The 26102-nt window shown below is 46.2% G+C and carries 25 protein-coding genes and 1 pseudogene; 22 read left to right on the plus strand and 4 right to left on the minus strand.

From position 1 onward, the window contains the following. Positions 1-36 precede the first annotated feature (36 nt). The 11 genes and pseudogenes from gcvPA to ACFVS2_RS01305 all read left to right on the plus strand — a co-directional run bounded on the left by gcvPA (position 37) and on the right by ACFVS2_RS01305 (position 11829). On the plus strand, positions 37-1389 hold the full coding sequence (gcvPA, locus tag ACFVS2_RS01255; protein WP_390230052.1) for an aminomethyl-transferring glycine dehydrogenase subunit GcvPA: 1353 nt from the start codon (positions 37-39) through the stop codon (positions 1387-1389). After that, positions 1382-2851, plus strand: a complete 1470-nt coding sequence (gcvPB, locus tag ACFVS2_RS01260) for an aminomethyl-transferring glycine dehydrogenase subunit GcvPB (protein ID WP_173620233.1) — start codon at positions 1382-1384, stop codon at positions 2849-2851. Before gcvPA ends, gcvPB begins: the two co-directional genes overlap by 8 nt. A 99-nt stretch (positions 2852-2950) precedes the next feature. Beyond that, complete coding sequence (locus ACFVS2_RS01265) at positions 2951-4030, plus strand: undecaprenyldiphospho-muramoylpentapeptide beta-N-acetylglucosaminyltransferase (protein WP_390230056.1); 1080 nt, start codon at positions 2951-2953, stop codon at positions 4028-4030. 71 nt (positions 4031-4101) lie between these two features. Further along, positions 4102-4932, plus strand: a complete 831-nt coding sequence (locus ACFVS2_RS01270) for a lipoate--protein ligase family protein (RefSeq protein WP_017247974.1) — start codon at positions 4102-4104, stop codon at positions 4930-4932. A 682-nt stretch (positions 4933-5614) separates the two neighbouring features. Then, positions 5615-6281: pseudogene (locus tag ACFVS2_RS01275) on the plus strand (Hsp70 family protein). Further along, complete coding sequence (locus ACFVS2_RS01280; protein ID WP_390230060.1) at positions 6278-6502, plus strand: Hsp70 family protein; 225 nt, start codon at positions 6278-6280, stop codon at positions 6500-6502. The pseudogene ACFVS2_RS01275 and the gene ACFVS2_RS01280 overlap by 4 nt, the downstream one beginning before the upstream one ends. Next, positions 6481-6816, plus strand: coding sequence for a hypothetical protein (locus tag ACFVS2_RS01285; RefSeq protein WP_390230063.1), 336 nt, complete (start codon positions 6481-6483; stop codon positions 6814-6816). Before ACFVS2_RS01280 ends, ACFVS2_RS01285 begins: the two co-directional genes overlap by 22 nt. Beyond that, a complete protein-coding gene (locus ACFVS2_RS01290; protein WP_390230066.1) occupies positions 6816-8672 on the plus strand; it encodes a J domain-containing protein in 1857 nt (618 codons plus the stop codon). Before ACFVS2_RS01285 ends, ACFVS2_RS01290 begins: the two co-directional genes overlap by 1 nt. A gap of 13 nt (positions 8673-8685) precedes the next feature. Further along, positions 8686-9351 carry a DUF1266 domain-containing protein gene (locus tag ACFVS2_RS01295; protein WP_390230070.1) on the plus strand — a complete coding sequence of 222 codons (666 nt, stop codon included), beginning with the start codon at positions 8686-8688 and terminating at the stop codon, positions 9349-9351. Between the two features lie 269 nt (positions 9352-9620). After that, the gene (locus ACFVS2_RS01300) at positions 9621-11315 is read left to right on the plus strand and encodes a YcdB/YcdC domain-containing protein (protein ID WP_390230073.1); all 1695 of its coding nucleotides are present in this window, start codon (positions 9621-9623) and stop codon (positions 11313-11315) included. 76 nt (positions 11316-11391) lie between these two features. After that, the gene (locus ACFVS2_RS01305) at positions 11392-11829 is read left to right on the plus strand and encodes a glutathione peroxidase (protein WP_390232347.1); all 438 of its coding nucleotides are present in this window, start codon (positions 11392-11394) and stop codon (positions 11827-11829) included. A 263-nt stretch (positions 11830-12092) separates the two neighbouring features. Here ACFVS2_RS01305 and dat read toward each other — a convergent pair whose 3' ends face one another. Beyond that, the gene (gene dat / locus ACFVS2_RS01310) at positions 12093-12944 is read right to left on the minus strand and encodes a D-amino-acid transaminase (protein WP_390230077.1); all 852 of its coding nucleotides are present in this window, start codon (positions 12942-12944) and stop codon (positions 12093-12095) included. Between the two features lie 317 nt (positions 12945-13261). On the opposite strand from dat, the gene ACFVS2_RS01315 reads away from it, so the two are divergent. Beyond that, positions 13262-14599 carry a M28 family peptidase gene (locus tag ACFVS2_RS01315; RefSeq protein WP_390230080.1) on the plus strand — a complete coding sequence of 446 codons (1338 nt, stop codon included), beginning with the start codon at positions 13262-13264 and terminating at the stop codon, positions 14597-14599. Between the two features lie 135 nt (positions 14600-14734). On the opposite strand, the gene ACFVS2_RS01320 is transcribed toward ACFVS2_RS01315, so the two are convergent. Further along, positions 14735-15742 carry a hypothetical protein gene (locus ACFVS2_RS01320; RefSeq protein ID WP_390230083.1) on the minus strand — a complete coding sequence of 336 codons (1008 nt, stop codon included), beginning with the start codon at positions 15740-15742 and terminating at the stop codon, positions 14735-14737. Positions 15743-15898: 156 nt separating this feature from the next. Here ACFVS2_RS01320 and ACFVS2_RS01325 point away from each other — a divergent pair, with 156 nt between their 5' ends. The 3 genes from ACFVS2_RS01325 (at position 15899) to ACFVS2_RS01335 (ending at position 18043) form a co-directional block, all read left to right on the plus strand. Further along, the gene (locus ACFVS2_RS01325; protein ID WP_390230086.1) at positions 15899-16462 is read left to right on the plus strand and encodes an NADPH-dependent FMN reductase; all 564 of its coding nucleotides are present in this window, start codon (positions 15899-15901) and stop codon (positions 16460-16462) included. Positions 16463-16561: 99 nt separating this feature from the next. Continuing rightward, positions 16562-16993, plus strand: a complete 432-nt coding sequence (gene mntR, locus ACFVS2_RS01330) for a transcriptional regulator MntR (protein ID WP_017247979.1) — start codon at positions 16562-16564, stop codon at positions 16991-16993. 120 nt (positions 16994-17113) lie between these two features. Next, complete coding sequence (locus tag ACFVS2_RS01335) at positions 17114-18043, plus strand: patatin-like phospholipase family protein (protein WP_390230089.1); 930 nt, start codon at positions 17114-17116, stop codon at positions 18041-18043. A gap of 40 nt (positions 18044-18083) precedes the next feature. Here the strand turns inward: ACFVS2_RS01335 and ACFVS2_RS01340 are convergent, their stop codons facing one another. Both ACFVS2_RS01340 and ACFVS2_RS01345 read right to left on the minus strand, forming a co-directional pair. Beyond that, positions 18084-18437, minus strand: a complete 354-nt coding sequence (locus tag ACFVS2_RS01340) for a hypothetical protein (protein WP_390230092.1) — start codon at positions 18435-18437, stop codon at positions 18084-18086. 36 nt (positions 18438-18473) lie between these two features. Further along, entirely contained in the window at positions 18474-19421 is a 948-nt protein-coding gene (locus tag ACFVS2_RS01345) for a DUF1385 domain-containing protein (RefSeq protein ID WP_017247982.1), read from the minus strand. A 124-nt stretch (positions 19422-19545) separates the two neighbouring features. On the opposite strand from ACFVS2_RS01345, the gene ACFVS2_RS01350 reads away from it, so the two are divergent. The 7 genes from ACFVS2_RS01350 (at position 19546) to ACFVS2_RS01380 (ending at position 26057) form a co-directional block, all read left to right on the plus strand. Beyond that, entirely contained in the window at positions 19546-20058 is a 513-nt protein-coding gene (locus tag ACFVS2_RS01350; RefSeq protein ID WP_173620224.1) for a YqhR family membrane protein, read from the plus strand. Between the two features lie 304 nt (positions 20059-20362). Continuing rightward, complete coding sequence (gene aroQ, locus ACFVS2_RS01355; RefSeq protein WP_007725740.1) at positions 20363-20803, plus strand: type II 3-dehydroquinate dehydratase; 441 nt, start codon at positions 20363-20365, stop codon at positions 20801-20803. Positions 20804-20831: 28 nt separating this feature from the next. Continuing rightward, complete coding sequence (locus tag ACFVS2_RS01360; RefSeq protein ID WP_390230098.1) at positions 20832-21902, plus strand: M24 family metallopeptidase; 1071 nt, start codon at positions 20832-20834, stop codon at positions 21900-21902. Positions 21903-21943: 41 nt separating this feature from the next. Beyond that, the gene (gene efp, locus ACFVS2_RS01365; RefSeq protein ID WP_007725738.1) at positions 21944-22501 is read left to right on the plus strand and encodes an elongation factor P; all 558 of its coding nucleotides are present in this window, start codon (positions 21944-21946) and stop codon (positions 22499-22501) included. Between the two features lie 142 nt (positions 22502-22643). Further along, positions 22644-23498 carry an aminoglycoside 6-adenylyltransferase gene (gene ant(6), locus ACFVS2_RS01370; protein WP_390232350.1) on the plus strand — a complete coding sequence of 285 codons (855 nt, stop codon included), beginning with the start codon at positions 22644-22646 and terminating at the stop codon, positions 23496-23498. A gap of 320 nt (positions 23499-23818) precedes the next feature. Next, on the plus strand, positions 23819-24388 hold the full coding sequence (locus tag ACFVS2_RS01375; RefSeq protein ID WP_390230102.1) for an RNA polymerase sigma factor: 570 nt from the start codon (positions 23819-23821) through the stop codon (positions 24386-24388). Next, positions 24369-26057 (plus strand): DUF4179 domain-containing protein, encoded by a 1689-nt coding sequence (locus tag ACFVS2_RS01380; protein WP_390230105.1) that lies wholly within the window; start codon positions 24369-24371, stop codon positions 26055-26057. Before ACFVS2_RS01375 ends, ACFVS2_RS01380 begins: the two co-directional genes overlap by 20 nt. Positions 26058-26102: the final 45 nt, after the last annotated feature.

Consider the following 26102-nt stretch of genomic DNA (forward strand, 5'->3'; position numbering starts at 1 on the left):
ACACCACATACATCCTTTTAGAGGAGGACAACGTCCGTGAAATACCGCTACCTGCCCCAAACTGATCAGGACAAGCGCGAAATGCTGGAAACCCTCGGCATTTCGAGTGTAGAAGAACTGTTTGCTGATATTCCGGAAGAAGTACGCTTCAAAGGTGCATTGAATATTCCAGAAGCACTTTCCGAGCCAGATTTGGTGAAGTATTTTACACACCTCGCAAATAAAAACGTAAACTTCAGCACGCATGTTAATTTTCTAGGCGCGGGTGTTTATCAACATTACACACCGAGCACAGTCAATCACATGTTGCTCCGCGGTGAATTCTTTACCGCTTATACACCTTACCAGCCAGAAATCAGCCAAGGTGAGCTGCAAGCTATTTTTGAGTTCCAAACGATGGTATGTGAGCTGACTGGCATGGAGGTAGCTAACTCCTCGATGTATGACGGCGCGACTTCTTTGGCAGAGGCAGCGATGATGGCTGCGGGTCACACTGGCAAAAAGCGCGTAATCGTTTCTCGCGCTGTCCATCCGGAAGCGCGTGGTGTTTTGAAAACATATGCGTATGGACAAAATGTTGAGCTGGTTGAAGTAGGTATCAACAGCGACGGCGTTACGGATACAGCGGCTCTGGAAGCGCTTGTTGATGAAAACACAGCAGCGGTCATCGTGCAGTATCCGAACTTCTTCGGAAATGTAGAGGACTTGGGAGCGATTGAACCAATTGCGCACGGAAAAGGCGCACTGTTGATCACATCCTCCAATCCGCTTGCTCTAGGTGTACTGGAGGCGCCGGGCAAATTAGGCGCAGATATCGTAGTGGGCGACATGCAGCCATTCGGTATCCCAGCATCCTTTGGCGGACCACATTGCGGATATTTTGCTACTACATCCAAACTGATGCGCAAAATGCCAGGTCGTATCGTCGGTCAAACGAAGGACGAGAATGGCAAACGCGGCTTCGTATTGACGCTGCAAGCGCGTGAACAACATATTCGTCGTGAAAAAGCGACTTCCAATATCTGCTCGAACCAAGCGCTGCTCGCATTGGCTGCTTCCATTGCCATGACAGCACTCGGCAAGCAGGGTGTACAAGAAATGGCGATGATGAACCTGCAAAAAGCTCATTACGCCAAAAATGCCCTGCAAGCAAAGGGCTTGGAGATCGTATTCACTTCACCGTTCTTCAACGAGTTTGTGGTGAAGCTGAACAAACCAGTTGCAGAAGTGAACAATGGGCTGCTGGCTGCTGGAATGATCGGGGGCTATGATCTCGGTCTCGACTATCCAGAGTTTGCGAATCATACCTTGCTTGCAGTAACCGAGCTACGTACCAAAGAAGAAATCGACACATTGGCGGCTGAATTGGAGGCGATCACACGTGCGTAACGACCAGGAGAAAGCACTGATCTTTGAAATGAGCAAACCAGGCCGTGTGGGCTACAATTTGCCGGCATTGGATGTTCCAGAAGTAGAAGTAGCAAGTCTTTTGCCAAAGCACCTCATCCGCGAAACGCCGGCTGAGCTGCCAGAAGTATCTGAGCTGCAATTGGTTCGTCACTATACCGAACTGTCTCGTCGCAACCACGGGGTAGACAATGGCTTCTATCCGCTCGGTTCTTGCACGATGAAATACAACCCGAAAATCAACGAGGACGTTGCCCGTTACGCAGGCTTCGCGCAGACACATCCGTATCAACCAGAAGAAACCGTACAGGGCGCTTTGGAGCTGTTGTACAACCTGCAAGAAGAACTGGGTGAAATTACAGGCATGGACGCAGTTACCCTGCAACCAGCTGCTGGTGCTGCGGGTGAGTGGACAGGCCTGATGATGATCCGCGCTTACCACGAGAGCCGTGGGGAAGCGCATCGTACCAAAGTAATCGTGCCGAACTCCGCACACGGTACGAACCCGGCATCTGCTGCTGTAGCTGGCTTGGATACCGTAACGATTGCATCTGACGATCGTGGATTGGTTGACATTCAAGCACTGCGTGATGCAGTAGGACCAGACACGGCTGCTTTGATGCTGACGAACCCGAACACACTGGGATTGTTTGAAGAAGATATCGTAGAAATGGCGAAAATCGTCCATGAAGCTGGCGGCCTCTTGTACTACGATGGTGCCAATGCAAACGCGATTTTGGGAATTGCCCGTCCAGGAGACATGGGCTTCGACGTAGTGCATCTGAACTTGCACAAAACGTTTACAGGGCCTCACGGCGGTGGTGGTCCAGGTGCAGGTCCGGTCGGTGTGAAAAAAATTCTCGAGCCCTTCCTGCCTACACCAATCGTAGCGAAAAAGGAAGACGGCAGCTTCTACTGGGACAGCAATCGTCCGGCTTCCATCGGTCGCGTAAAAGGCTACAACGGAAACTTCGGTATTCTAGTTCGTGCATACAGCTATATCCGTACCATGGGTCCAGAAGGCTTGCTGCAAGTTTCTCAAAATGCGGTGCTCTCCGCCAACTACATGATGCGTCGTCTGGCAACGGCTTATCATCTGCCATTTGATCGCGTCTGCAAGCATGAGTTCGTCCTGTCTGGTGTAATCCAGAAGAAGCTGGGCGTACGCACGCTCGATATCGCAAAACGCTTGCTCGACTTCGGCTACCACCCGCCAACGATCTACTTCCCATTGATCGTGGACGAGTGCCTCATGATCGAACCGACTGAAACCGAGACAAAAGAAACGCTCGATGAGTTCATCGACGTCATGCTCCAAATTGCCCGCGAGTGTGAGGAAACGCCAGAAATCGTTCAGGAAGCTCCTCATACTACTGTGGTCAAACGTTTGGATGAAGCGACAGCGGCAAGAAAGCCAATTCTGCGTTATCAACCGCAAGCATAATTCTAGATTCCAGGAAAAGTCGCCTGTTGTTACGGGCGGCTTTTCTTTCGGATTGGTGCTATCATGAGGGAGGAAGAGGCAGGGGAGGGTTCGAACCGAATGAAGAGAAGGATTGTGTTTACCGGTGGTGGTTCGGCAGGACATGTCACTGTGAATCTTGCGCTCATCCCCCACTTTATCAAGCTGGGTTGGGAAGTCGCCTACATTGGTTCTGCGACAGGAATTGAACGAGAGCTAGTCGCCAACCATCCGGATGTTCGCTATATTGGCATTTCTTCAGGAAAATTGCGACGTTACTTTGATTGGAAAAACGTAAGTGACCCGCTGCGAGTCCTCAAAGGCATTTGGCAAGCTTCTCACTTTCTCGGTAAGTGGAAGCCGGATGTGATTTTTTCCAAAGGGGGCTTCGTCTCCGTGCCGGTCGTATTTGGGGGGTGGGTAAACCGCCTTCCGGTAGTCATCCACGAATCAGATCTGACACCCGGTCTTGCAAATAGGCTGGCTGTCCCTTTTTCCAGCAAGGTGTGCGTAACATTTCCAGATACGCTTTCGAAAGTGCCGAAAAACAAAGGGATTCACGTAGGTGCAGTTGTGCGAGATGAGCTGAAGCAGGGGAGAAGAGAAGCGGGCTTGTTATCCTGCTCCTTTTCTACAAAGAAACCTGTCATGCTTGTCATGGGTGGAAGCCTGGGAGCACGGAGAATAAACGAGGCGGTACGCCATTCGCTTACTGCTTTGCTCGAACATTTTTCCATTGTACATATTTGCGGCAAAAATCAAGTGGATGAAACGATTCAGGTGGCAGGCTACAAGCAATTCGAGTATGTACAGGAGGAATTGCCCGATTTGCTGGCGATGGCTGATCTTGTCGTATCACGAGCAGGCTCCAATGCGATTTATGAGTTTTTAGCCCTGCAAAAGCCGATGCTCTTGATACCGTTGTCCCGTGAAGCAAGTCGGGGTGATCAGATACTAAATGCACAGTCTTTTAAAAGGCAGGGCTTGTGTCATGTTTTGCTCGAAGAAGAGCTAACGGCTGATCGCTTTTTTCAAGCGGTGAATGACTTGCAAAACAACAGGGAGTCCATCTTGCAGCGAATGCGGGAAGAGAATGCGAAGAAAACAGATTCATTGGCGCAGGTCTTGGCCATTTTACAGGAAACAGCTCGCCCCAATTAGCCCATCAGAAGCTTGCCGTCCTTCATGCCAGAAGCGTACAATGAAGGCGTTGTGAATGAGGAGGTACATAGATGGAACAGTGGCGCTATATCGTGACGGAAGCAATGTCACCCGCGATGAATATGGCAGTAGATGAAGCAATTTTGCAGTTACACAGTGAGGGCAAGGTTCCGCCGACCGTTCGTTTTTACACGTGGGACCCCGCGACACTATCGATTGGTTATTTCCAAAAGGCCATCAAGGAAATCAACCTGGAGGAAGTTCAAAATAGAGGACTGGGCTTTGTTCGCAGAGCGACGGGAGGGCGTGCTGTTCTCCACGATCAGGAGCTGACATACAGTGTCATCGTATCCGAAGACCATCCGAAAATGCCTTCGAGTGTGACGGAAGCCTATAAAATCATTAGCTTGGGACTGCTGCACGGATTCCAAAACCTTGGACTCTCGGCGGAAATGGTCTCTTTGGCGAGTGAAGAGGAGAAGGAAAAGTACAATTCGCCAGGGTCATCGGCTTGCTTCGATTCGCCCTCTTGGTATGAGCTCGTGGTAGAGGGGAAAAAAGTAGCGGGAAGCGCTCAGACCCGACAAAAGGGCGTTATTCTTCAGCACGGCTCTATTCTGCTTGATATGGACGTAGATTTGCTATTCTCGCTCTTGCATTTCCCATCGGAGCGGGTAAAACAACGGATGATCGATAGTTTCCGACAAAAAGCAGTGACGATCAACGAAGTAAGCCCACGGCCAATCAGTCTGCAAGAATCCATCGAGGCGTTCTCGAAAGGCTTTGCATCTGGATTGGAAGTGGAGCTGATCCCTTCAACGCTTACGGATGAAGAACTCGCGTTGGCAGAGGAACTCGTTAAGACGCGCTATGCCACAGACGAATGGAATCTGCGTCGTTAAAAAAAGAGTAGCTCTCTCGGATGTATGTGCATACCGGGAGAGCTTTTTTTCATTACACGAGTATGTCCAGTGAAAATAATGTTTTAGACTGAGAAAATATCACCTTTTTTGTAACGTGTCGTTACTCTGTTTGTACTTGGAGTTCGGTTATAAAGTCTTTATTGTTTGAAGAAGCATAATTATTCGGAAGCGAAACTTCGTATACATGATTCTCTTTTGAAAAGCCTAATGACTTCGTTCATGGATTGACGAACACCAAAATGTGGAAATGTCACTTTCAATGTATCGGGTTCTTCATCCACAGACATTACATAATCAGTAGCTGTGCCTTTCGTTGGGAGGAATGGATTTTCGATTCCAATTTTTTTCGTGACCAACAGAATATCGTTATAGTCCTTCAATGTATAGCGGAGGTTGTCAACATACGAGGATGGGTTGTAAGCCATTGTTTATAGACTCGTGCGAGAATGATGAAATTGGAGAAAGGAAAGATTCTGTATTTTGGTTGTTTAGGCGGAACAACGGGCTATATGTTACGGCATAAGATGAAATGGGTAATTAAACGAATTCGAAGAGTGACAGGAACCATATTATAAACCTTTTGTTTTTGATCGATTTTTAATACGATAAATACTATTGAATATAATTACTAAATAACGGTCCCGAGCTAATACCGAATGCGTTGGGAGAACACCTTACTTCATCTGTTGTAAGCATCGATGACAATGGTGAAATTCTGGTCGGCCAAATTGCAAAAGAGCGTCTCATTACCCATCCCTATGTAACTGCAGCAGCCTTCAAACGGTATATGGGTACAGAAAAGCTGTTTTATGTTGGGGCAGTATTCATTTTCTCCTGAAGAGCTTTCCTCTTTCGTCCTGAAAGCCTTGAAGGCAGATGCTGAAGCATTTTTTGGATATGAGGTTACGGAAGCGGTGATTAGCGTTCCGGCTTATTTTAATGACTCTCAGCGAAAGGCAACCAAGCGTGCTGCCGAATTAGCCGGGTTAAAAGTAGAGAGGCTCATCAGTGAACCTACTGCCGCTGCGATCGCGTATGGACTTCATCAAGAAAAGTCCGATACCAAATTCCTGGTCTTTGATTTGGGTGGAGGAACCTTCGACGTTTCTATACTCGAATTTTTTGAAGGAGTCATGGAGGTCAAATCGATAGCAGGAGATAACTATCTTGGTGGCGAGGACTTCACCGAGATACTCGCTGCCTATTTTGTTGAAAAAACAGGGATGGATTCTGAGGCTCTAGATGCCAAGGCACACTCTGCCATTGTCAAACAGGCGGAACTTTGTAAACGGATGTATGCCCTTATAGGCTTGGAACCGATATTGTGAAAAGAACGGCAAGCGGCTTTGAGGATGGACATTATCTGCCGATCATTGAACGTAACACGCCCATACCTGTGGGCAAAGTAAAGCGTCTGTATACAGTCAATGATAATCAGACTACGATTCTCACCGAAATATACCAGGGGGAGAGCCGCCGTGTCGAGAACAACATCAAACTGGGGGAGCTCAAAGTAGAGGTGGGATTTTGGAGGTTGAAGTTACTATAGTCAGTACTGGCTTGAAAAAGAACATGATTATCGAGAAAAACCCAGGAAGCCTGTCACCTGAGGAGATCGAAGCTCGCCTTAACGAATTGAAAGATATTAAAATCCATCCGCGTGACAGGGTCGAAAATAGACTGTTGCTTGCTCGGGGTGAACGGATGTATGAAGAATCCCTTGGGGACAAACGCACAGAAAATGCATATTTACTGGAAAAGTTGGAAGCTGTGTTAGCCAGACAAGATCAGCAACTGATAAAAAAGGCAACTTTAGCGTTTAAAAAACAACTGGATCATTTAGAAGGGTGGTTCGACTACTAATGGGTGTGTGGGAAGTACTGGGGATTGAACCCACAGAAGATATTCAATCGATTAAAAAAGCCTACTCCCAAAAACTGAAGGTTCACCACCCAGAGGATGATCCGGAAGGCTATCAAAGGCTAAGAGAAGCATATGACTATGCAGTGAAGGCTGCGAAAAAGGGAACCATCAAAGAAACTGGCCCGTCGTTCAGCGATGAAAACAACCTCCATATCTGGCCCAATCCTCCCAACACGGTCGAGCTAACAGTTGAAACAATAGACCGACCAGAAGAGATTGACCCAGTAGATGAATTCATGGAACAAGTTGAAGAGGTGTATTCTGATTTCTCTTCCCGTATCAGCCATGAACAATGGTCAAAGCTATTAAATAAAGATATTGTCTGGAATGTAAGGCTCAAAGAAATAGTAGAAGTAGCATTATTGGATTTCTTGCATGAACATCGGTTTCTCCCTAAAAGAGTTTGGGAATTCATCGAATACTGTTTTCGTTGGCGTGAACTAGCAACAGAAGATCCGGATGATCGAATGGAGCATTTCACCGAAGAGTTTTACCATTTTTATTGTAGACAATTGGATGAACCTGCTCTTCGTTATACCTTTATACAGCATGTAGCCAATTTAGACTACGATGTGTTTCTGAACAAGCGGGAGACGGCATATCAGGCACTTAAGGAAAACAATCTGGAACTGGCAGGTCAATCGCTTGATGAAGCATATGCGATGTATTCAGATGATCCTGACTTGCTTCGGCTACAGGGTGAATACTTCCTTCGAATGGGTGAAAAGGAGTCTGCTCTTGCTGCAATGGAACACGGAATCCGTATTTATCTAGATGACATCGATTGGTATCTGATTCGATCGCGGATATGGTATGAAACCCATCAATTCATAGAAGCAAAAGACGAATGTCTGTACATCCTCTCACATATGCCTACCAATATGGGTACCCTGCGTCTGTTGGGGAAATGCCTCATTCAACTTGGTGAGTTAGAGAAGGCAGAGGAGAACTACTTGAAGATATTGGAGAGTTTTCCGAATGATATTGATGCCATAACCAGCCTTGCACATATCCGTTATGAGATGGTGGAGCGGGCCAAGAGGAGGCCCTTTTTCACCAGAAGATCAGTCATAAAGAGATTGTATAAAAAGCTTGGGAAGCCAAATTTTTTTGGCAGTGTGAAACTGTTTTGGATGCAGTTGCCCAAAGTAGGTGTCGTATTCTCTCTATCCTTAATTCTTTTTCTACATGTTTTGTTATCTAATTCTTTCATCAATGATAACGGATTAACACCTATCTCCTATCTAAAAAATAGGATTCATCCTGTAGAACTATCTTCCACTGAGGTGCTGAATCAACTGGATTATTCTGATATCGCCCAAATAAAGCTTCCCAGTGTTCATTTTCTAGGAATAACAGAGTATCAAGCAAAAGCCCAAACCGGTGCTATCAGTACTCGATATAATTCTTCCTACAGTAAGCAACGTAATTGGGCTCGAAGCATTCTCCCCACAGGATGGTTTTATGTTGCTAAGCTTGATAACTCATCAATCGTTTTATTGGTCTCAGATGCCAATCAAGCAGTGCACATACAAAAAAGTAATTTCATTGATTCGCCAGGAACAATCGTGAAAATGCCGCAAGAGTTACCTGAGTATGTAGGGGAAGTTTTGCAGATTACAGACTTTGGATCCAAATACAAAGATTCCAAATTTGTTGTCGATAAACTAATTGTTGTACATAATGTCACGAATGAAGTTCCCGTTAAAGCAGTGATTTATTCCGTATTGTTACTAGTTCTCTATGCATTTTTGCTTCGACTGTTTGTCAGAACCTACAAAACGGTCCGATTCTAATAAGGAGGAACCGATGGCACCCACCGTTCTTACATATAATCAGAAGGGTCACAGATTATTTCTGCGAGCTCTTTCGTCTGTTTGCTTTAGCAAAAGTGGAGCCTACTATTATGCGTTATATCATGAAAATTTAAGTAGACGAACGTGCCTATTTCTTCTTAAGGAAAAACAGATTACAGATAAGACCGCACTAATTGATACAATAAAATGGCTCATATCGGAAGGGAAGAGGGAAGAATTCAATCGTCTCCGTCATTTCTTATTTACTTTTTCCGAATCAGAACGAACGGCATACATTCAAGCGTTACCCGAGGACCATCAATCGAAATCTCAGTTGATTCTTGTCGATTACTATTCGAGATGTCTACCTTCAGAGGGGATTGCTGCTCATGACTATGCTTGGTGTGTCCTTTTATCCAGAGCTGGTTTGAAACTGGGTTACTTGCAAAAGGATCAGGCAATCGAATATATGTTGAGTGCTGCAAGACTGGCACAACAAGCGTATTCCGGATGGAGTGAATATATTGCCGGTTTTGTGGCAGGAATTGACTTTTTAATTCCGGATACGTCTTTCCAAACTGCTAAAGAAAATCGAGGTTTCTACACCAAGCTGCTCGCCTCTAGGCACAGTCCCATGCGTCAAGTTGATTGGAACGTAGCTCTCAACAGTAATAAATGATCTGACCTTCGTGAAATATCAGTCCTCAATCGTACCAAGAAGATGTAGGGCTGGCTTGATTTTGAGTAAACCAAACAAATGTTCACAACATAGAGTGGTTACCAACACGTCCTCGTCGATTAACACGAGGGCGTGTTTTTAAATAGAAGTATGGGATTATATAGAAATATTGGAATAATATGTGACACAAATAATTGCCCATCCGTCTTACCATTGGTAAGGTCAAACAGAACCTATCCACAAATCTGAACACTTTTTGGAGGTGCCCAATGAAACTCAATCCATCCATGATGTCGGTTATAACGGCGTGCTTACTTGCCTCTGCACCTGCATGGACTACTCATCAACCAACTGTACAAGCAGCAAGCGATGTGAAAAAGGAAGAGACTCAAAAAAATGATTATTCCCAAGATGTTCAGAATTCTCTGGACAAGCTGTTTGAGGCGATTCCAGAGTTGAAAGGGTATCGACTAATAGATAAATATCATGAGGAAGATAGCTTTCGCGGTTATCCGTCACCGATCTGGAGCTTGAACTTCACCAACATGCCAAAAACAGATGAAAAAGAAGAGTATGACGCATACTCATCCGTTAGCCTTGAGCTGGATGCGCATACGGGCCGACTGCTTTTCATGGATATCCAAAATCCAGCATGGGCTTCAGCCGATTATCCGGAAGAAAAGCTTGCCAGAGACAAGGCTTCAATTTTTATCAAGGACTTATTCGGTATGGAAGCAAAACAGCTGAAGGCCGAACAAAAACTCGGCAGAGGAAAAGCAGGATCAGGTGACGGGAAAGGCAACAAGCTGGAATGGGCTCGCTCCACGGTGAAATACCACTCTCTCATCAATGACCTCCCTCTGTCCAACAACTCTATCTCCGTATCCGTTGATGATGCTGGCCATATTATTCGCTATGAAGCGTATGATTTCATCAATCCTAGCAAAGTGAACTGGCCTGATCCGAAAAAAGCGATAACACTTGAGGAAGCAAGCAAAATCTATAAGGACAAGCTTAAGATGGACCTGGTATACGTATCGGAGCAGCCGATTTCCTATGCTCAAAATGGAAAACTGGCAGAAAAGAAACCGATGCTTATTTATCAACTGAATACCATTGGTTGCATCGATGCTCTAACCGGCAAAGTCATCGGGGAAGAAGCCGAACTGGCAGGGGAGGGTGTTCGTGTAAAAGGAGAAGGGAAAAGCATCAAAATAGCTTCCCGCGAACAAGGAGAGAAATGGCTGAAAACACAGTTTGGTATTGATGTTTCAGGTGCGGCCTTTGAATACGATGATCACAAGGACAATCTTTTAGAAGGACTTCAGACAATCGAATCCTATCGTTGGATGAATGATTCAAATAAAGGTACGCCTGCATTTGAGCTGGTTAGCCTCACGACAGATGAACAAAGTGATCGGCTCATCGACTTCGATCTGAATTTGCCAGACCAACGAAAAACAGAGCAGAAAATCAGTGTAGAGGAAGCGAAGAAAAAAGCGATCGCAGCACTCGTACCTTATCTTGACCCTGCGTTAACGGAGCTATCGCTTATCGTAGAGACTCCAGAAGAAGATATTCCGGAGTGGGTAGACAAGAACAAGCTGGATAAGGAAGAGGATAATGCGTATTCATTCACTTTCCTCGGAAAACGCAACGGGGTCGAAGTATCTGACGAGACTTATATGGTGGGTGTAGACAAGGCAACGGGTACGATTACAGAGTTAAACCTCCACCCTCTCAACCCGCGCATTACCCTTCCAGATTCCAAGAAGATTGTAAGTGCAGCAGAAGCAAAAGAAACGATCCAACAAGAAATTGACCTTGAACTGGTCTACGTGTGGGAGCAGTATGATGGTCAAAGAGCTCCCGAACCGCAGTTGGTCTATCAGCGCAAATGGAAGAATGGCTATAGCTTTATCGATGCTTCGACAGGGGAGCTCGTCAAGGTGTCCCGCCAATAAATGACGTAACAGCCGATTTGCTCTCGCAGCAATATCGGCTGTTTTTTGATGCGCCTAGCATGGGCGTCGTTGTTCACTGAAAAGTCCAGTCCTAGTATTTCAAGTCACCTCAATTAATGGAAAGCTGTTTGAATTGTCAGCTTACCGAGGGAAAGTTCTCCTCATAGTCAACACTGCCAGTAGGTGCAGCTATTCTCGTCAATTCGCTGGTCTTCAAAAGCTTTACGAAAGTTACCATGAGAAAATGGAGGTTAGAGGTCAGACTGCTCATCCATTATTTCAATTTTTAACAGAGCAAGTGCCATTTCAAGGTTTCGATACTCAGACCTCGGACGGTCAATGGATGCAGAGCTTTCTGCAAGAAAAGTATCCTGACATATACGCTGGTGTTGAGATCAAGTGGAATTTCACAAAGTTTTTGATCGAACGGAACGGTCATGTATACGGAAGATACGAAACAACCATGGAACCATTGGAAATAGTGCCAGTAATTAAATCACTGCTTTTAAAGTAAATGAATATTTTCGGCCATTCTATTAAACATCCCTGTAAAGGCTAAGAAATGGCCTTTGCCAAAAAAAGAGGTTGAACTAACGAAGACGTTAGTACATTCATAGGCCGAAACAGCAGCGGCAGTCTAAGACTTTATTTTTCACATCTTAGTCCGCCACTGTTTCTTTTATTGAACCAGTCTTAAACTTATTTTGCGAAGGCTGCCCAATTTATATTTGAAAAACCGCGTTAGATCAATAACTCCAGACTAAAACTTTATTTTCATTACACAAGAACACTTGTGTTGATATGCTGTTCAAACAAGTCTTGTAGCGTAAGAACGACAGGTCCTGGTTGTCCGTTGCCGACAGCGACGCCATCTACCGAGATGAGCGGCATGATTTCTGCGGTGGTGCTGGTGAGGAATACTTCATCGGCTTGTTTCAAGAAAGCCATGTCGAATGCTTTTTCGTGTACAGTGATGCCGTTGTCCCGAGCCAAATCAATGACCGCTTGGCGGGTAATTCCGTGCAGGATCAGATTGTCAGCCTGATGTGTATACAGCTCGCCATTTTTTACAACGAACAAATTGGAAGAGCTGCACTCTGTGATGACGCCGTTGCGGTGCAAAATCGATTCTTGGGCACCTGCATCCTTTGCGTATTGTTTGACCAGAACAGCCCCTAGCAGATTGAGCGTTTTGATATCGCAACGCAGCCAGCGGATATCTTCAATGAGCTGAGCGGTCCAGCCTTTTTTCATATCGGCGACAGGGCGGTCCTTGCGACGGACAAAGCCCATGATCACAGGCTTGATACCAGACGGAATATCGTGTACACGCGGAGAGGCGCCACGAGATACTTGCAGGTAAAGGCTGGCGTCATCATTCTCCGTGATGTTGTTTTTGGCGATCAGCTGATTCGCTAAGTCTGTCAGCTCTTCTGCGCTCCAAGGGAGCTCCATTTTTATTTCTTTGGCACTTCGAAACAGACGGGTAAGGTGTCCATCCCATTGATACATGCGCCCCTTATAAATGCGTACTACCTCATATATGCCATCCCCAAAGTTATATCCGCGGTCTTCTGGATGAACTGCGACTTGCCCGTCTTCTACCCATTTGCCATCAACATACAGCATGGTACTTCCCCCTCAATGGATTCCAATCCGTTTCTTTCAAACGGTTTTTTGTTGATTCCACCTTAGCAAAAGGGAAGGACATAGGTCAATTTGAAAGTCGCCTTTTCTTTATCAATAATTTTACGGAGTAAAGCACCTTTCTATTAAGAATTCATATGGAGGGAAGTCGCTCGAAAAATCGATGTTTTGGGCAGAAGAAAGCGAAAGCTGTCCAGGGATGGCGCAGGATGAAGTTATTTGACTAACTATTCTGACTAGACTCGGTTTGTCGTAACCGCCCATAATATAAGCAAAGAGCGAAGGAAAGGGAGACTGCCATGCGATCTGTCCGTCATTATGCGCTATGTGCCTTGCTAGTCTGTGGAACGATATTGCCGATACCTTCCCTTTCACATCGTGCTCATGCAGAGGAAACGCAAGATTGGATCGATAATGAACGATTGTACAGCCATGTCGAGCAATTGGCGAGAACAGCCCGTCCACCTGCTACTGAAGCGGAATTTGCGGCAGCTGTCTATGTAGAAAATACACTTCGATCTTATGGGTACAAGACCAAGCTCGATCCGTTTTCTTATTATACGTACCGAAAGCCTACTACTCTATCACTGACGATGGAAGAATGGCAGGGTCAAAAATGGGCAGTAAGTGGATTTGCTTTTGGGATCAATGGAACCGCGACAGCAGATGTGGTGGATGCAGGCTTGGGAAGAGCGGTTGATTTTGCGGATGAGGCATCACGGGGAAAGATTGCTTTGGTCAAGCGAGGCGAGATTCCGTTCGGAGAAAAAGTACGTCAAGCAGCCGCTGCCGGAGCCGTTGCTCTTATCATCTGGAATGATCGAGAGGAAGGATGGAATGCTTCACTGGGTGAACCCTTGGATATCGCTGTTCCTGTAATCGCTTTGTCTAAGGCGGATGGCACGAAGCTCCAAAAACGCATCATGGACAAGCGGCCCGTAAAGGGAACCGTCAAGGTAGAAGGAGCCGCAACCACCAAGCAAACCTCGTATAATATCGTGGCAAGCCGAAAGCCCAATCAAAATGACACTGGGCAGGTCGTGATGGTATCTGCTCACCATGATTCCGCTGGGTTATCGGTTGGGGCAAATCACAATGGCTCCGGTGTAGCGGCCTTGCTTGAGATAGCGCGTAATATGGCTGACAAGCCGATTGATACGGAAGTGAGGTTCATAAGCTTTGGCGCGGTTACATCGGGAAGCAGAGGCCCGATTGCTTATGCGAATGTCTTATCAGCCAAAGAGCGACAAGCCATGATAGCAGCCTTCTATGTTGATGGGGTAGGCAGTCAAAAGGCAGAGCTCGTAGCAACGAATTCGCTGGGCAACGAAAATCTGCCAATCCAACTCCTGAGAGCAGCGGGGGTGTCTCCTTCCAACAAGGATGGGAAGCGTGAACGAAACGGTGCAGCAGGCTCTTTAGCCACCGCAGGAATTCCTACGGCACTTGTGACGAGTGCAGGGACGGGACAAGCAACAGATGACTCCTTGGAGCAAATGGATTGGGAACAAATCACAACGGCGACAAAGGCGGTCCTTTCAGCAATTCACAAAATTACGGAACAAACAACGCCAGCTTATCCGCTGGGTTCTCCAAATGGGGGACAGCTAAGAGCGGAGAGTGAGGCTTTGCAGTAAACGTCTCCTTCGGGGGACGTTTTTCATATGTGATAAAATGAGAGAGAGTAAGAAATATTGAATTGGCTCCTATAATGCGAAAAAAAGTGGCCAAGATTCTGTCTTGACCACAGGGGCTACGAGTAAACGATCAGGTCAATTCTGATGCTTCCAAACATACCAGCCCATTACGAACATGCCACAATAGGTTGCTGCACTGGCGATTGCAGACATACTCCACGGAACAATGAGTGTGAGGAGAGCGAATACAAATACGGTAAGCAGCATGACGACAATCAGTGGCAGCATTTGTAGATGTTGACGTGTCGCAATGGGATGTGTCAGCGAGTAGAGTAGGGCTGCGACAATGACTCCACCATGTACAAGTGAGAGGATAGCGAGAAGCCAATCGCCACCCGTCATCATTTGAACCAAAATTTGTTTGATAGGCAGTACAGAGGCGTGGGCATCATGCCAGTGGGCAAGAAGGATAGCTTGACCTAACATTGTGAACAAAAGGAAGATTCCAGCTCCGATGATTGCCCCCAGCCGAACAGATCGCTCATGGGACGCACGCACTGCCAGAGGTAGAGTCGTGGCCAAGCTGATAAGAAAATGCAAGGCAAGGAAAAATACGGCGTGAATCAGCCAGTTCACATTCAGTTGATAACCCAAGCTCGGGATTGGCACATGGGTTTGTGCGCTGAAAATCAATCCGAATAATAATAAACCGATGGATAGAGATATGGCTGTTGCAGTGACAATCCATCTCCAACGATTTATGATAAAGAAGATGGCTGCAATGGTCAGAAGGATGAACCATAGGGGAGAGAGCTCCTCCAAGAGGAAATCTGCCTGTTGGCCAAGCATGACTCCTGTATAGCCCAATAGCAGAATGTGGGTGATGACAGATAGGCTAGAAGCGAATGCTTCGCCACACAATACGTAGTACAGCTCGTACAGGGAGCGTATTTGCTTGCGATGGCAAAAGGTCAACAGCTGGACGCCGAACCAGCCGAGGCCAAGAGCCGCAAGTGCAATGCCTATTGTTCCCCAGGAACCGAAATAAGTAAAAAAGCGTAACCACTCATATCCACCCAAGTAGAATCCACCTAACGCAGACCCTGCAAAAAGCACGGCGATATGCCAAGCGACTTTGTCCATAGGCATCATCCTCACTTGCAACTTGGTACAAGTGTATGAAACGAACAGGTCTGTTCAGAACAGATGATATTAAATAAACATAAATGTTTACAAATTATACTTAATGGAATATAATGATGATCATACCAGTATTTAGATTATCGATGGGGTGAAACCATGAAAATTGTAGGAATAGCCGGAAGCATGAATGCCAATTCTACGACAAAACAAGCGATTCATATTGTACTCGAAGCAGCGAAGGCTGCAGGTGCCGATGTTGAAATGATTCATCTCGCGGACTGGAAGCTGCCGCTGTATGATGATCGTGATGATACCAGTACGTACCCTGAAATTGTCCATCAATTTGTCAAAGCGGTTTCTGAAGCGGATGGATTTGTGATCGGTTCGCCTGAATACCATGGCACAATGACAGGTGCTTTGAAAAACGCCATTGACTTCCTGGAAGGGCGCATTTTGCGTGACAAGCAGGTTGCCATTATTGGGGTCGCTGGGGGAAGCATGGGTGCTACGAACACGGTCAACACCTTGCAGTTAATCATGCGCAACCTGCATGCATGGCCGTTGCCATCTAGCCCTTCCATCCCAAGTGCTTACAATGCCTTTACACCAGAAGGCAAGCTGAAGGATGAGCGTCTACAGGCGCGTATGGAGCAGTTGGGTCAACAACTCGTACAATATGTCCAAATGATGAATCCAACACCAGAAAAACAGCTGAGATAGGTACTTTTCTCTTGCAAATGCTTCTCATTACGCGGTATCATATTTCTACGTGCCTTTTTTGGCTAGATGAAATAACGGTTTGGAAATGAGGGGTTCACAATGCCGCCGACGCCGAGTATGGAAGACTATTTGGAACGCATTTACAACTTAATTGAAGAAAAGGGCTATGCTCGTGTCTCCGATATTGCTGAAGCGTTGGAAGTACATCCCTCTTCGGTCACGAAAATGGTTCAGAAGCTAGACAAAGACAAGTATCTCGTTTATGAAAAATACCGTGGGCTTGTCTTGACGCCAAAAGGGAAGAAAATCGGAAAACGCCTAGTGGACCGTCACAGTCTTTTGGAAGAATTTATGCGGATCATTGGCTTGGATGAAGAGCATATTTATCAGGATGTGGAAGGAATCGAGCACCACCTGAGCTGGGAATCGATTACATGCCTGGAGTATCTGGTTCAGTACTTCGAGGCAGATCCAAAACGTATAGAAGAGCTTCGTAACATTCGTTTGTTAGATGAGCAAAAAGAGGAATAGTCTATATCTTTATCGTATTATAGCGCAAGCCAACCTGGCTTGCGTTTTTCTTTGTGGTAATGGAAAAGCTGTCGTCTTATACATGGAAAATGGGGAGGAATTTTAGGGAGGGGAAACAAGGTGAAAGCGGATGCGGTCTTTGAAGGTGGCGGCGTTAAAGGAATCGCTTTTATTGGTGCCTTGCGAGTCATGGAGGAGAATGGATACACCTGGGAAAGGCTCGCTGGTACATCGGCAGGCTCCATTGTTGCAGCTTTACTCGGCGCAGGCTATTCTAGCCATGAGTTGAAACCGATCTTTGAAGAGCTGGATTACCTTCACTTTCTCAAGCGCTCAGGGCTGGGCAGGCTCCCTCTCATTGGACCAATCTATGAACTAGTCGTGCGGGAAGGGATTTATCGAGCAGATCGAATCGAGTTGTTCATAGAGGAGTTGTTACTACGAAAAGGAGTACGAACATTCGGAGATCTTCCGCCTGGTAAGCTGAAAGTTGTCGCATCTGATGTCACTGACGGAAAAATGCTTATATTACCTGACGATTTGGCACGGTATGGTGTAGAACCCGATGATTTTCCTGTGGCACGAGCCGTTCGTATGTCTTCCTCGATTCCGTTCTTTTTTCAGCCTGCAAAGCTGCCAAGTGCTGGACATGTGCACTACATCGTCGATGGCGCATTATTGAGCAACTACCCGGTGTGGTTATTTGATGTACCGGGGACTCCCCGGTGGCCGACGATTGGTTTTCGCCTGAGTGATGATCAAGACAAGAGAGAAGCGACTAGCATCAACGGTCTTTTTTCCTTCTCTCGGGGATTACTGGCGACCATGCTCGATGCCCATGACCGTTTGTTTGTGGAAAAGGCAAAAGCCGTTCGGACGATTTTTATTCATACATTAGGGGTGAGGACTACCCAATTTCAGCTGTCAAAAGAAATGCGGCAACAATTGTTTGAGTCAGGGGAGGCAGCGGCTCACAAATTTTTGGCGCAATGGGATTTTGAAGATTATGTCAAAGTGTTTCGCAATAGCTCTCCGAAAATACTGGTCTAATAAAAAACAGGTTGCCGATTCAGGCAACCTGTTTTTGTTTTCAGTGGGAGATATTATTTTGCGATTTTTCGTCTTGTTTCTCTTTTTGCTTCCCTTTACTGCCTTCGATCACACGAAACGGATGATCTTTTCTCGGGGTAGTCGACTGCTTTTTCACTGCTTGCCGGGCAATGGAGGGCTTTGGTTTCACCTTGACCTTTGGCTGTCTAGGTTTGCCTGCGTCTTGTGAAAAGAAGGAGCCGGTTTGTAAATAGTTGCGAACGACCAAGAAAAGTACAACGGATAATCCCAAGATGATAATCGTACTGACAGGATCATTGATGAGTGTTATCAAAAATCCGTAAATCGCCAATACGATCACTATCAGAATCACTGGTGGAATACGGCGTAACATAGGGCTTCACCTCTATGGGAATAAAAATGCCTCACGTTATCCGGTCGTAACCATTCTTTCCTGCACGTGCTTCTGATCAAGCTCCCGCATCTTTTGGAAGGAAGCGATGGCTACCTCGACTTGGCTGTCATCTGGTTCACGAGTTGTGATCTTTTGCAACCACAATCCTGGATAACCAAGGTAACGTAGGACTGGTACATCACGGAGCTTGTTTGTCCACTGCAAAACCTCATAAGAGACGCCGATTACCAGTGGCAAAAGAACAATGCGTTGTACGACCCTCTCCGTCAGGGAGTCATAACTGAACAGTGAGTAAATCACTACACCGACGAACACAGAGAAAATGAGAAAACTGCTCCCGCAACGATAATGCAGAGCGGAAAATTTTTGTACATTAGCTACTGTTAATTCTACCCCGGATTCGAATGCGTTAATCACCTTATGCTCGGCTCCGTGGTATTGAAAAAGCCTTTTAATCAACGGAGCTTGTGCAATCGCTGTAATGTAACCGAGGAGGAGCAAGATTTTAAATCCGCCTTCAGCCAACGTTTGAGGAACGCCATCTGGTACCCATTTTCCGAGTAAAAAGTCGGCCAGGAAAACGGGAACGAGTGTAAATACGAATTTCCCGAACAGGAAGGAAAGTACCCCGACGACAGCAACACCTAAAATCATCGTGAGCTTCGATGGACTTTCGGAAACTTCTTCTCCAGACTCCATACTGTATTGTTCAGAGGCGAAGTTGAGATGTTTGGCCCCATTGGCGCTGGCTTCGACCAAACCAACAATCCCACGCACAAACGGAATCTTTTTCAGCGTAGTAATCCATTTATATTCCGATCGTGGGGATTCAAAATACTCAATTTCATGATTTTTTTTGCGAACAGCCGTAACAGTCATGGTTTTGCCACCGAACATAACTCCTTCGATGACGGCCTGACCGCCGTAGCTAGGTACGTTTTGTTGCGCCAATACAATCACCATCCTTACCACTATATTAACGGAAATGGCGACTTGAAGCTACAAGGAGTTCGCACTTTTCCAACAAATGTAAAGCGAAAGTGAAAAACTTAGAGGAAGAGCATACTAGAGAACAGAGGTGATGGAAATGGAAGTAAGCAAAACAGGACGGAAGCACAAGCAAGCACGCGTATCCCATACAGAAGAAGGTAGGCAAGGGAGTAAAAGAATCTCCACTTCGAAGATTTTGGAGGTCGCATTCTGGGGAACTATCATTTGGGGGCTCGTTCGTTTGATGGCTCACTTTTTGAACATGACCCCGTACGGAGTCGGAGCCTTTGCACGTCCTTTTATCAGCATCGAGGACGAAAATACGTTTGCGAGCGTGTGCCTTGGTGGTATCGTATTGTTCGTTGAAACAGTCGTTTCTTCATTTGTGTTCAGCTTGCTTTTTAGCCGTATCCGTGCGTGGTGGCTGGGACTCGTCTACGGGGCGGTTATGTTAGGGATAGCGGGTTTCTTCTTTCATATCGGAAATTGGGAGGTTGCCACTCTAAGTACGGAAGGCGCTTGGTATTTGACGTTTGGCTTGTTCATTGGGATGACAATCATACTCGAGCAGTCGGACGAGCATCATGCATGGAATGAGTCCACAAGGTAGGAGGAATTCTCCGTTCCTTGTCAAAATGGATGTAACAATGTTCGAAATGTTGCATAGATGAATGCCCACTATGGAACGAGGACGGCTTGTGGTAAAATGTTTCATTAGTAAGAAAACGACTATCGATGCCTCTTCAAAGCGGAGGGACCGCGTTTTTGCGGTTAGTTTTGCCGAAGTTATGCTGGAAGCGTACGCTGAGGCACTTCGTCATGCGCTCCAGAATTCATAAGCATGTCGCTTATAAATTCTTACACGGAAAACAACTTTTTTCGAAGACTGTAGATTATGGGGGGAGGAATGGTCGATGACTTCCGTCTTGTTGCTGAACGGTCCCAACCTGAATTTATTGGGGACAAGGGAGCCGGATGTTTACGGAAGGGAAACGCTGGAGGATGTGGTGACAATCCTGACGGGTGTTATGGATGAGCTGGGCGGAAAGCTTGAGCATCTCCAATCGAATCACGAAGGTGTCCTCATCGACGCGATTCATCAGGCGAGAGGTGTCCATGACGGTATCTTGATCAACCCAGGGGCATTCACACATTACAGCTATGCAATCCGAGACGCTTTGGCCAGTGTGGCACTGCCAACGATTGAAGTACATATTTCCAATATTCATGCACGGGAACCATTTCGCCATCACTCAGTCATCGCTCCTATCGCGATTGGACAAGTTGTCGGATTGGGGATCGATGGATATGAATGGGCACTAAGAGCGCTCGTCCGTAAAATCGAAAAAAAATAATAGCATTCAAAAAGGGGAAAAGGCTGCCATGAAACAACGTCTGCATAAATTGCGCGAGGCGCTTACACAAGTTGGAGCAGAGGCATTTATTACCGAAAAAACAGAGAATCGCTTCTACTTGAGTGGTTTCACCGGATCAACGGGATGGGTGATTGTCACCGAAACAGAGGCGTTTCTCGTCACTGACTTCCGCTATGTGGAACAAGCGCAAGAACAAGCACCTGATTTTACGGTGGTAAATAACGAGAGAAAAGCAGTTGAAGCGATGGCAAAGCTCCTGCAAGAAAAAGGGATTAAGCGTTTGGCATTCGAGAGCAGCGTGTCCTTTAGCACCTATCAGGAATGGAACAAAGGATTTGACGGAGTAGAGCTGGTGTCAACAAGCGGTCTGCTTGAAAAAATCCGCATGTTTAAAGACGAATCCGAGATGGTTATTATTCGTGAAGCGGTTCGTATCGCGGAAGCAGCATTTACGCATATTCAAGGCTACATCAAACCAGGCGTGCGTGAATCCGATGTTGCTTTGGAATTGGAATTCTTCATGCGTAAACAAGGAGCGACAGGCTCTGCCTTTGATATGATCGTAGCGTCAGGTGTGCGCGGTGCTCTGCCACATGGACGAGCTTCCGAGAAAGTGATTCAGGCAGGGGAAATGGTTACGCTCGACTTCGGAGCTGCATACCAGGGCTACAATTCCGATATCACACGCACGTTGTCTGTGGGAGAGCCGGACCCGAAAATGCGCGAAATCTACGAAATCGTTCTGCGTGCACAGCTCGCAGGTTTAGAAGCACTGAAGCCAGGTGTATCCGCAAAAGACGCTGACGCAGCAACGAGAGATATCATCACAGCAGCAGGCTATGGCGATGCCTATGGACATAGCGCAGGTCACGGTCTCGGACTGGAAGTTCACGAGCTGCCAGGGCTGTCGACTGTAAGTACCTTCGTATTAGAGCCAGGTATGCTCGTAACGATGGAGCCAGGCATTTACGTAACAGGCCTTGGTGGCGTTCGGATCGAAGACGATGTGTGGATTACAGCTGATGGTCATGAGAACCTGAACAAGTCCACGAAAGAGTTGCTCATTTTGCCTGTGTAATTTATACTTATTCTGTTATTGATTGATTTGGGAGGACTACCATGATCTCTGTAAACGATTTTCGTACCGGTTTGACAATCGAAGTGGATGGCAATATTTTTACCGTGCTAGAATTCCAACACGTAAAACCAGGTAAAGGTGCGGCATTCGTTCGCTCCAAACTGCGCAATCTGCGTAGCGGCAACACGACAGAAATGACCTTCCGCGGCGGCGAAAAAGTAAACCCTGCTCGGATTGAATCCAGCACGATGCAGTACCTGTATGCTAGTGGCGATGAATACACTTTCATGAATACTGAAACATACGAGCAAATGACGTTCACTCAAAAGCAAATCGAGCGTGAACTGCGTTTCCTCAAGGAAAACATGAACGTGCAAATCATGCAGTACAACGGAGAAACAATCGGTATTCAATTGCCGAATACTGTTGAACTCGTTGTAACAGAATGTGAGCCAGGTGTAAAAGGTGACACTGCTTCTAACGTAACAAAGAAAGCAACCTTGGAAACTGGCTTCGTAGTAAACGTTCCTCTCTTCGTAGAAGAAGGAGAGCGTCTGATCATCGATACTCGTACGGAAGCATACGTTTCCCGCGCGTAAAAGTACGGATTGCAAGAAAAAGCTGTGCCCAAATGGGTGCAGCTTTTTTTATTTGCTTCACCAATTGATGCGGTATTGTAAAAATTATGCAATTGCACTACATTAAGTGGACGGAGAAATAGTAGGGTGGAGGGGTATGGCTTTGAGAACGGAACAAGAAATGATGAGCATGCTGATCGATTTCGCCACGAAGGATGATCGAATCCGCTTGGTAACCTTGGAAGGGTCGCGTACGAACAAAAATATACCCGCTGATCCATTCCAAGATTATGATATTTCGTATTTTGTGACAGAGATGGATTCTTTTAAGGAAAATGATCAATGGCTCGATGTTTTTGGGAATCGGATCATGATGCAAAAACCAGAGGATATGGAGCTTTTTCCGTCCGAGCTAGGGAATTGGTTTTCCTATCTCATGCTATTTGACGATGGAAATAAAGTAGATCTGACGCTGATTCCGATAGACGAGACAAAGCCGTATTTTGCAGATAGCGACGGCCTGGTTGAGGTTTTGCTGGATAAGGACGAGCTTATCAAACACGAGGTGCTCCCTTCCGATCATCAATATTGGATCAAGAAGCCAACTGCTAGAGAGTTTGATGACTGCTGCAATGAATTTTGGATGGTCTCTACTTACGTTGTCAAAGGTCTAGCGAGAAAAGAAATCCTTTTTGCGATTGACCATCTCAACGAAATCGCCCGACCGAATTTGCTCCGCATGATGGCTTGGCAAACCGGATGTGAGAAAGGATTTACCTTTAGTGTCGGGAAAAATTATAAATTTATTGATCGCTATCTTCCAAAAGAAGATTGGGAAGCGCTACTATCCACTTATCGCCAAAATGGCTACGTAGACATGTGGGAATCGTTATTCACTTGCTACGAGCTATTTCGAAAGTACTCCAAAGCGGTGGCAGATAGTCTCGAATATCCGTATCCAGATTACGATGAAGCCATTACCAAGTATGCGGAAAATATCTACCATTCATGGAAGTGATGGATGGAACTCGACCGCCTTATTCAAGGGCGGTTTTCTTATGTTGTCGATCACTTCTTCTTTGAGATTCTTCCGCCCGTAGGGTGGCTTTGGCTCGACGGTCCCCTTTTTTAAGTGGAGACGGCCAGTGAATCCCCCCTGCTGGCGTGTCAGAGTCGAAGAGAACTGTGCTTTTTCTTCTCCTCCACAATGCTGACTCAAACTTTTTTTAAAAAATGCACTCATTTCTGGAAAGAAAATACAAAATGATCCGTTAATCCATATGAGCCTGCCAAAACGAACGCTGCGCAGCGAACTTTTTTGAAATGGGAGGATTTCCTTTGCAGGATGATTGGTTGCTCATACAACAGGTACAAAAAGGGAATCGGGATGCCTACGCGCACCTGGTCGACAAGTACAAAGAACGAGTATACAGCTATCTGTATCGAATGACGGGGCAGCAGCAGGATGCCCAAGACCTGACACAAGAGGCTTTTATCAAAGCGTACTGTCAACTGGATAAATATAAGCCGACAGATGCTTTTTTGGCCTGGCTGTATCGGATTGCGTCCAACCTGTGTATAGACGCGTGGCGCAAGAACAAGCACTACGCCAAAACACCTTTGGAAGAGACCAGATTGATTGAATCCGAAACACCCGAAAAAGCTTATTTGGAAAAAGAAAAGCAAGATACCTTGCAGCAGCAAATCATGGCGCTGGGTGAGGAATACCGCATTGTGTTTCTGCTGAAATACATGGAGCAGCAAAGCTACAAGGAGATTAGCGAGAGTTTGCACATTCCGGTGACAACCGTGCAAATGCGCATCCATCATGCCAAGAAAAAGCTCCGGGCAAGTATTACGCAAGAAATGTCAGGAGGTGCTGCTATCTATGAATTGCTCCAAAACTGAAGAATTGCGCAAGTACTTGGCTGGAGACCTGACCACAGAAGCAGCGAGACTGCTGGAACAACATGTCGAAGCGTGCATGCTTTGCCAAAAGGTAATGATGGAGGAAGCTGACAGCGATGAGGAGTACCAAGTCCTGCAAGTTCCAAGCGCGTTGCCAGCAGATTTTACAGCCCAAGTGATGACAGCATTAGAGACAGTGCGAACTCCTACTCCTAAACCAAATTGGAAAAAGAGGAGTGTAAACATTTTGAAGAAAACAGCGATAGCCGTAGCGAGTGTGACTGCGATCATTACGTTTGGGTCCATAGTGTCCCCAACTTTTGCGAGCTATGTAAATAGTGTGATCCAGTCCATCCAAGGCATTGACAACGGAATGAAGCAAGCTGCCGAAAAAGGCTATGCCAAAGCAATCAATAAGAGCGCAACCGATCAGGGAATGACACTGACCGTGCAAGAAGTGGTTGCTGATCCGGTGAGAATGGCAATCTTCGCCCAAGCAGTCGATCAAAATGGCAAGCGCATTCCGTTTGACCCGGAAAAAATCGAGGTTTCGCTTACGTATAAAACAAAATCAGGTGAAGAGCTCAATCCAGATGGAGGAGGCTATCACTTCGGAGAAGAGGGTGAATACCTAGTCATCAGCCATGATATCTTCCAATTTCTGAGAGACAGAAAGACTCAACTGGATGAAATGATAGTCGGCGTGGACGTGACGATGCTGAATGGAAAAGAAGGTAGCTGGAAGCTGGAGTTTCCAGTCGATTTGAAAAAGGCGAGAGCAGCGGCAAATCAAACAACGATTGAGAAAAATTTCATGACCCCGCATGGAATTAAGCTGGCTTTGCACAACATTAAGACTGTGCCTAGTGTCAGTTTGATTGAATTGGAAACAGCGTGGACGGAAGAGCGAGCGAAGCAAGTTCAAAAAATAAAAGAAGAAAATGGATGGGTCGTAAAGCAAGATGCACCAGGTGTGTTCACAGATGCAGAGCGCGTGGAGAGATATTTCGTAGACATCGGATTGGCCTATGAAATCGTGGATGAAAAAGGAAAAGTAGTAGCAGGATGGGATGATGCTATTTACGGGGATCAACTCAATCAAATTCGCAAAAACACGGTATCTCCCTCTTACCGAGGGCAACTGCATGATGAGGGGAAACGATATACGAAGTGGAATGGCATAACGCCTTTGGCTGATGACCAAACTTATACATTCAGGCTGCACTCCCTGTACTTATTTGAACCGGCGAAGTTTCAAGTGACCATTCCGGTTGATAAGCTGATGAAGGAAAAGGTGACTGTAACGAATAACGACAGCGTGTACACCTTTACGGGCTTTACCTTAAAAACGACGGAGGGCGAGGAAAAAATCGGGGACCATACCTACAGCGGTAAAGGTGCCATCATCCCGTTCACGGCTGTTCTTCCTGAAGGTATCATCATGAATTTGGTATGGAGCGCGCAAGATGACGCCAAGCAAGACTACCGATTGCTCATGAAAGAAACATTCAAGAGAGACAAGGATGGGCGTGTACATGTCAGTGGAACCTTCTTTATCCGTGATCTAGAAAAGCAACCGAAAGAGCTGAGCCTGAAGCATTTGATGCAATGGCGTCAATACCAAGGGATGAATTGGGAAGTCCCATTTAAAACGTCTAGCAAACGGTAAGCCAATCAGAAAAGATAAATCCCCCTCCTGCACAAAGAGGGGGAT

The sequence above is a fragment of the Brevibacillus sp. NPDC058079 genome (genome assembly GCF_042885155.1).
In the GTDB taxonomy this organism is placed as follows: domain Bacteria; phylum Bacillota; class Bacilli; order Brevibacillales; family Brevibacillaceae; genus Brevibacillus.

Coding starts and splice junctions, on each gene's coding strand:
- ACFVS2_RS01380 (WP_390230105.1), top strand. CDS start 24,369: ATGAATTGCTCCAAAACTGAAGAATTGCGCAAGTACTTGGCTGGAGAC.
- mntR (WP_017247979.1), top strand. CDS start 16,562: ATGCCGCCGACGCCGAGTATGGAAGACTATTTGGAACGCATTTACAAC.
- ACFVS2_RS01290 (WP_390230066.1), top strand. CDS start 6,816: ATGGGTGTGTGGGAAGTACTGGGGATTGAACCCACAGAAGATATTCAA.
- ACFVS2_RS01315 (WP_390230080.1), top strand. CDS start 13,262: ATGCGATCTGTCCGTCATTATGCGCTATGTGCCTTGCTAGTCTGTGGA.
- ACFVS2_RS01350 (WP_173620224.1), top strand. CDS start 19,546: ATGGAAGTAAGCAAAACAGGACGGAAGCACAAGCAAGCACGCGTATCC.
- dat (WP_390230077.1), bottom strand. CDS start 12,944: ATGCTGTATGTTGATGGCAAATGGGTAGAAGACGGGCAAGTCGCAGTT.
- ACFVS2_RS01270 (WP_017247974.1), top strand. CDS start 4,102: ATGGAACAGTGGCGCTATATCGTGACGGAAGCAATGTCACCCGCGATG.
- ACFVS2_RS01360 (WP_390230098.1), top strand. CDS start 20,832: ATGAAACAACGTCTGCATAAATTGCGCGAGGCGCTTACACAAGTTGGA.
- ACFVS2_RS01325 (WP_390230086.1), top strand. CDS start 15,899: ATGAAAATTGTAGGAATAGCCGGAAGCATGAATGCCAATTCTACGACA.
- ACFVS2_RS01300 (WP_390230073.1), top strand. CDS start 9,621: ATGAAACTCAATCCATCCATGATGTCGGTTATAACGGCGTGCTTACTT.
- aroQ (WP_007725740.1), top strand. CDS start 20,363: ATGACTTCCGTCTTGTTGCTGAACGGTCCCAACCTGAATTTATTGGGG.
- ACFVS2_RS01345 (WP_017247982.1), bottom strand. CDS start 19,421: ATGGTGATTGTATTGGCGCAACAAAACGTACCTAGCTACGGCGGTCAG.
- ACFVS2_RS01340 (WP_390230092.1), bottom strand. CDS start 18,437: ATGTTACGCCGTATTCCACCAGTGATTCTGATAGTGATCGTATTGGCG.
- ACFVS2_RS01320 (WP_390230083.1), bottom strand. CDS start 15,742: ATGGACAAAGTCGCTTGGCATATCGCCGTGCTTTTTGCAGGGTCTGCG.
- efp (WP_007725738.1), top strand. CDS start 21,944: ATGATCTCTGTAAACGATTTTCGTACCGGTTTGACAATCGAAGTGGAT.
- ACFVS2_RS01265 (WP_390230056.1), top strand. CDS start 2,951: ATGAAGAGAAGGATTGTGTTTACCGGTGGTGGTTCGGCAGGACATGTC.
- ACFVS2_RS01295 (WP_390230070.1), top strand. CDS start 8,686: ATGGCACCCACCGTTCTTACATATAATCAGAAGGGTCACAGATTATTT.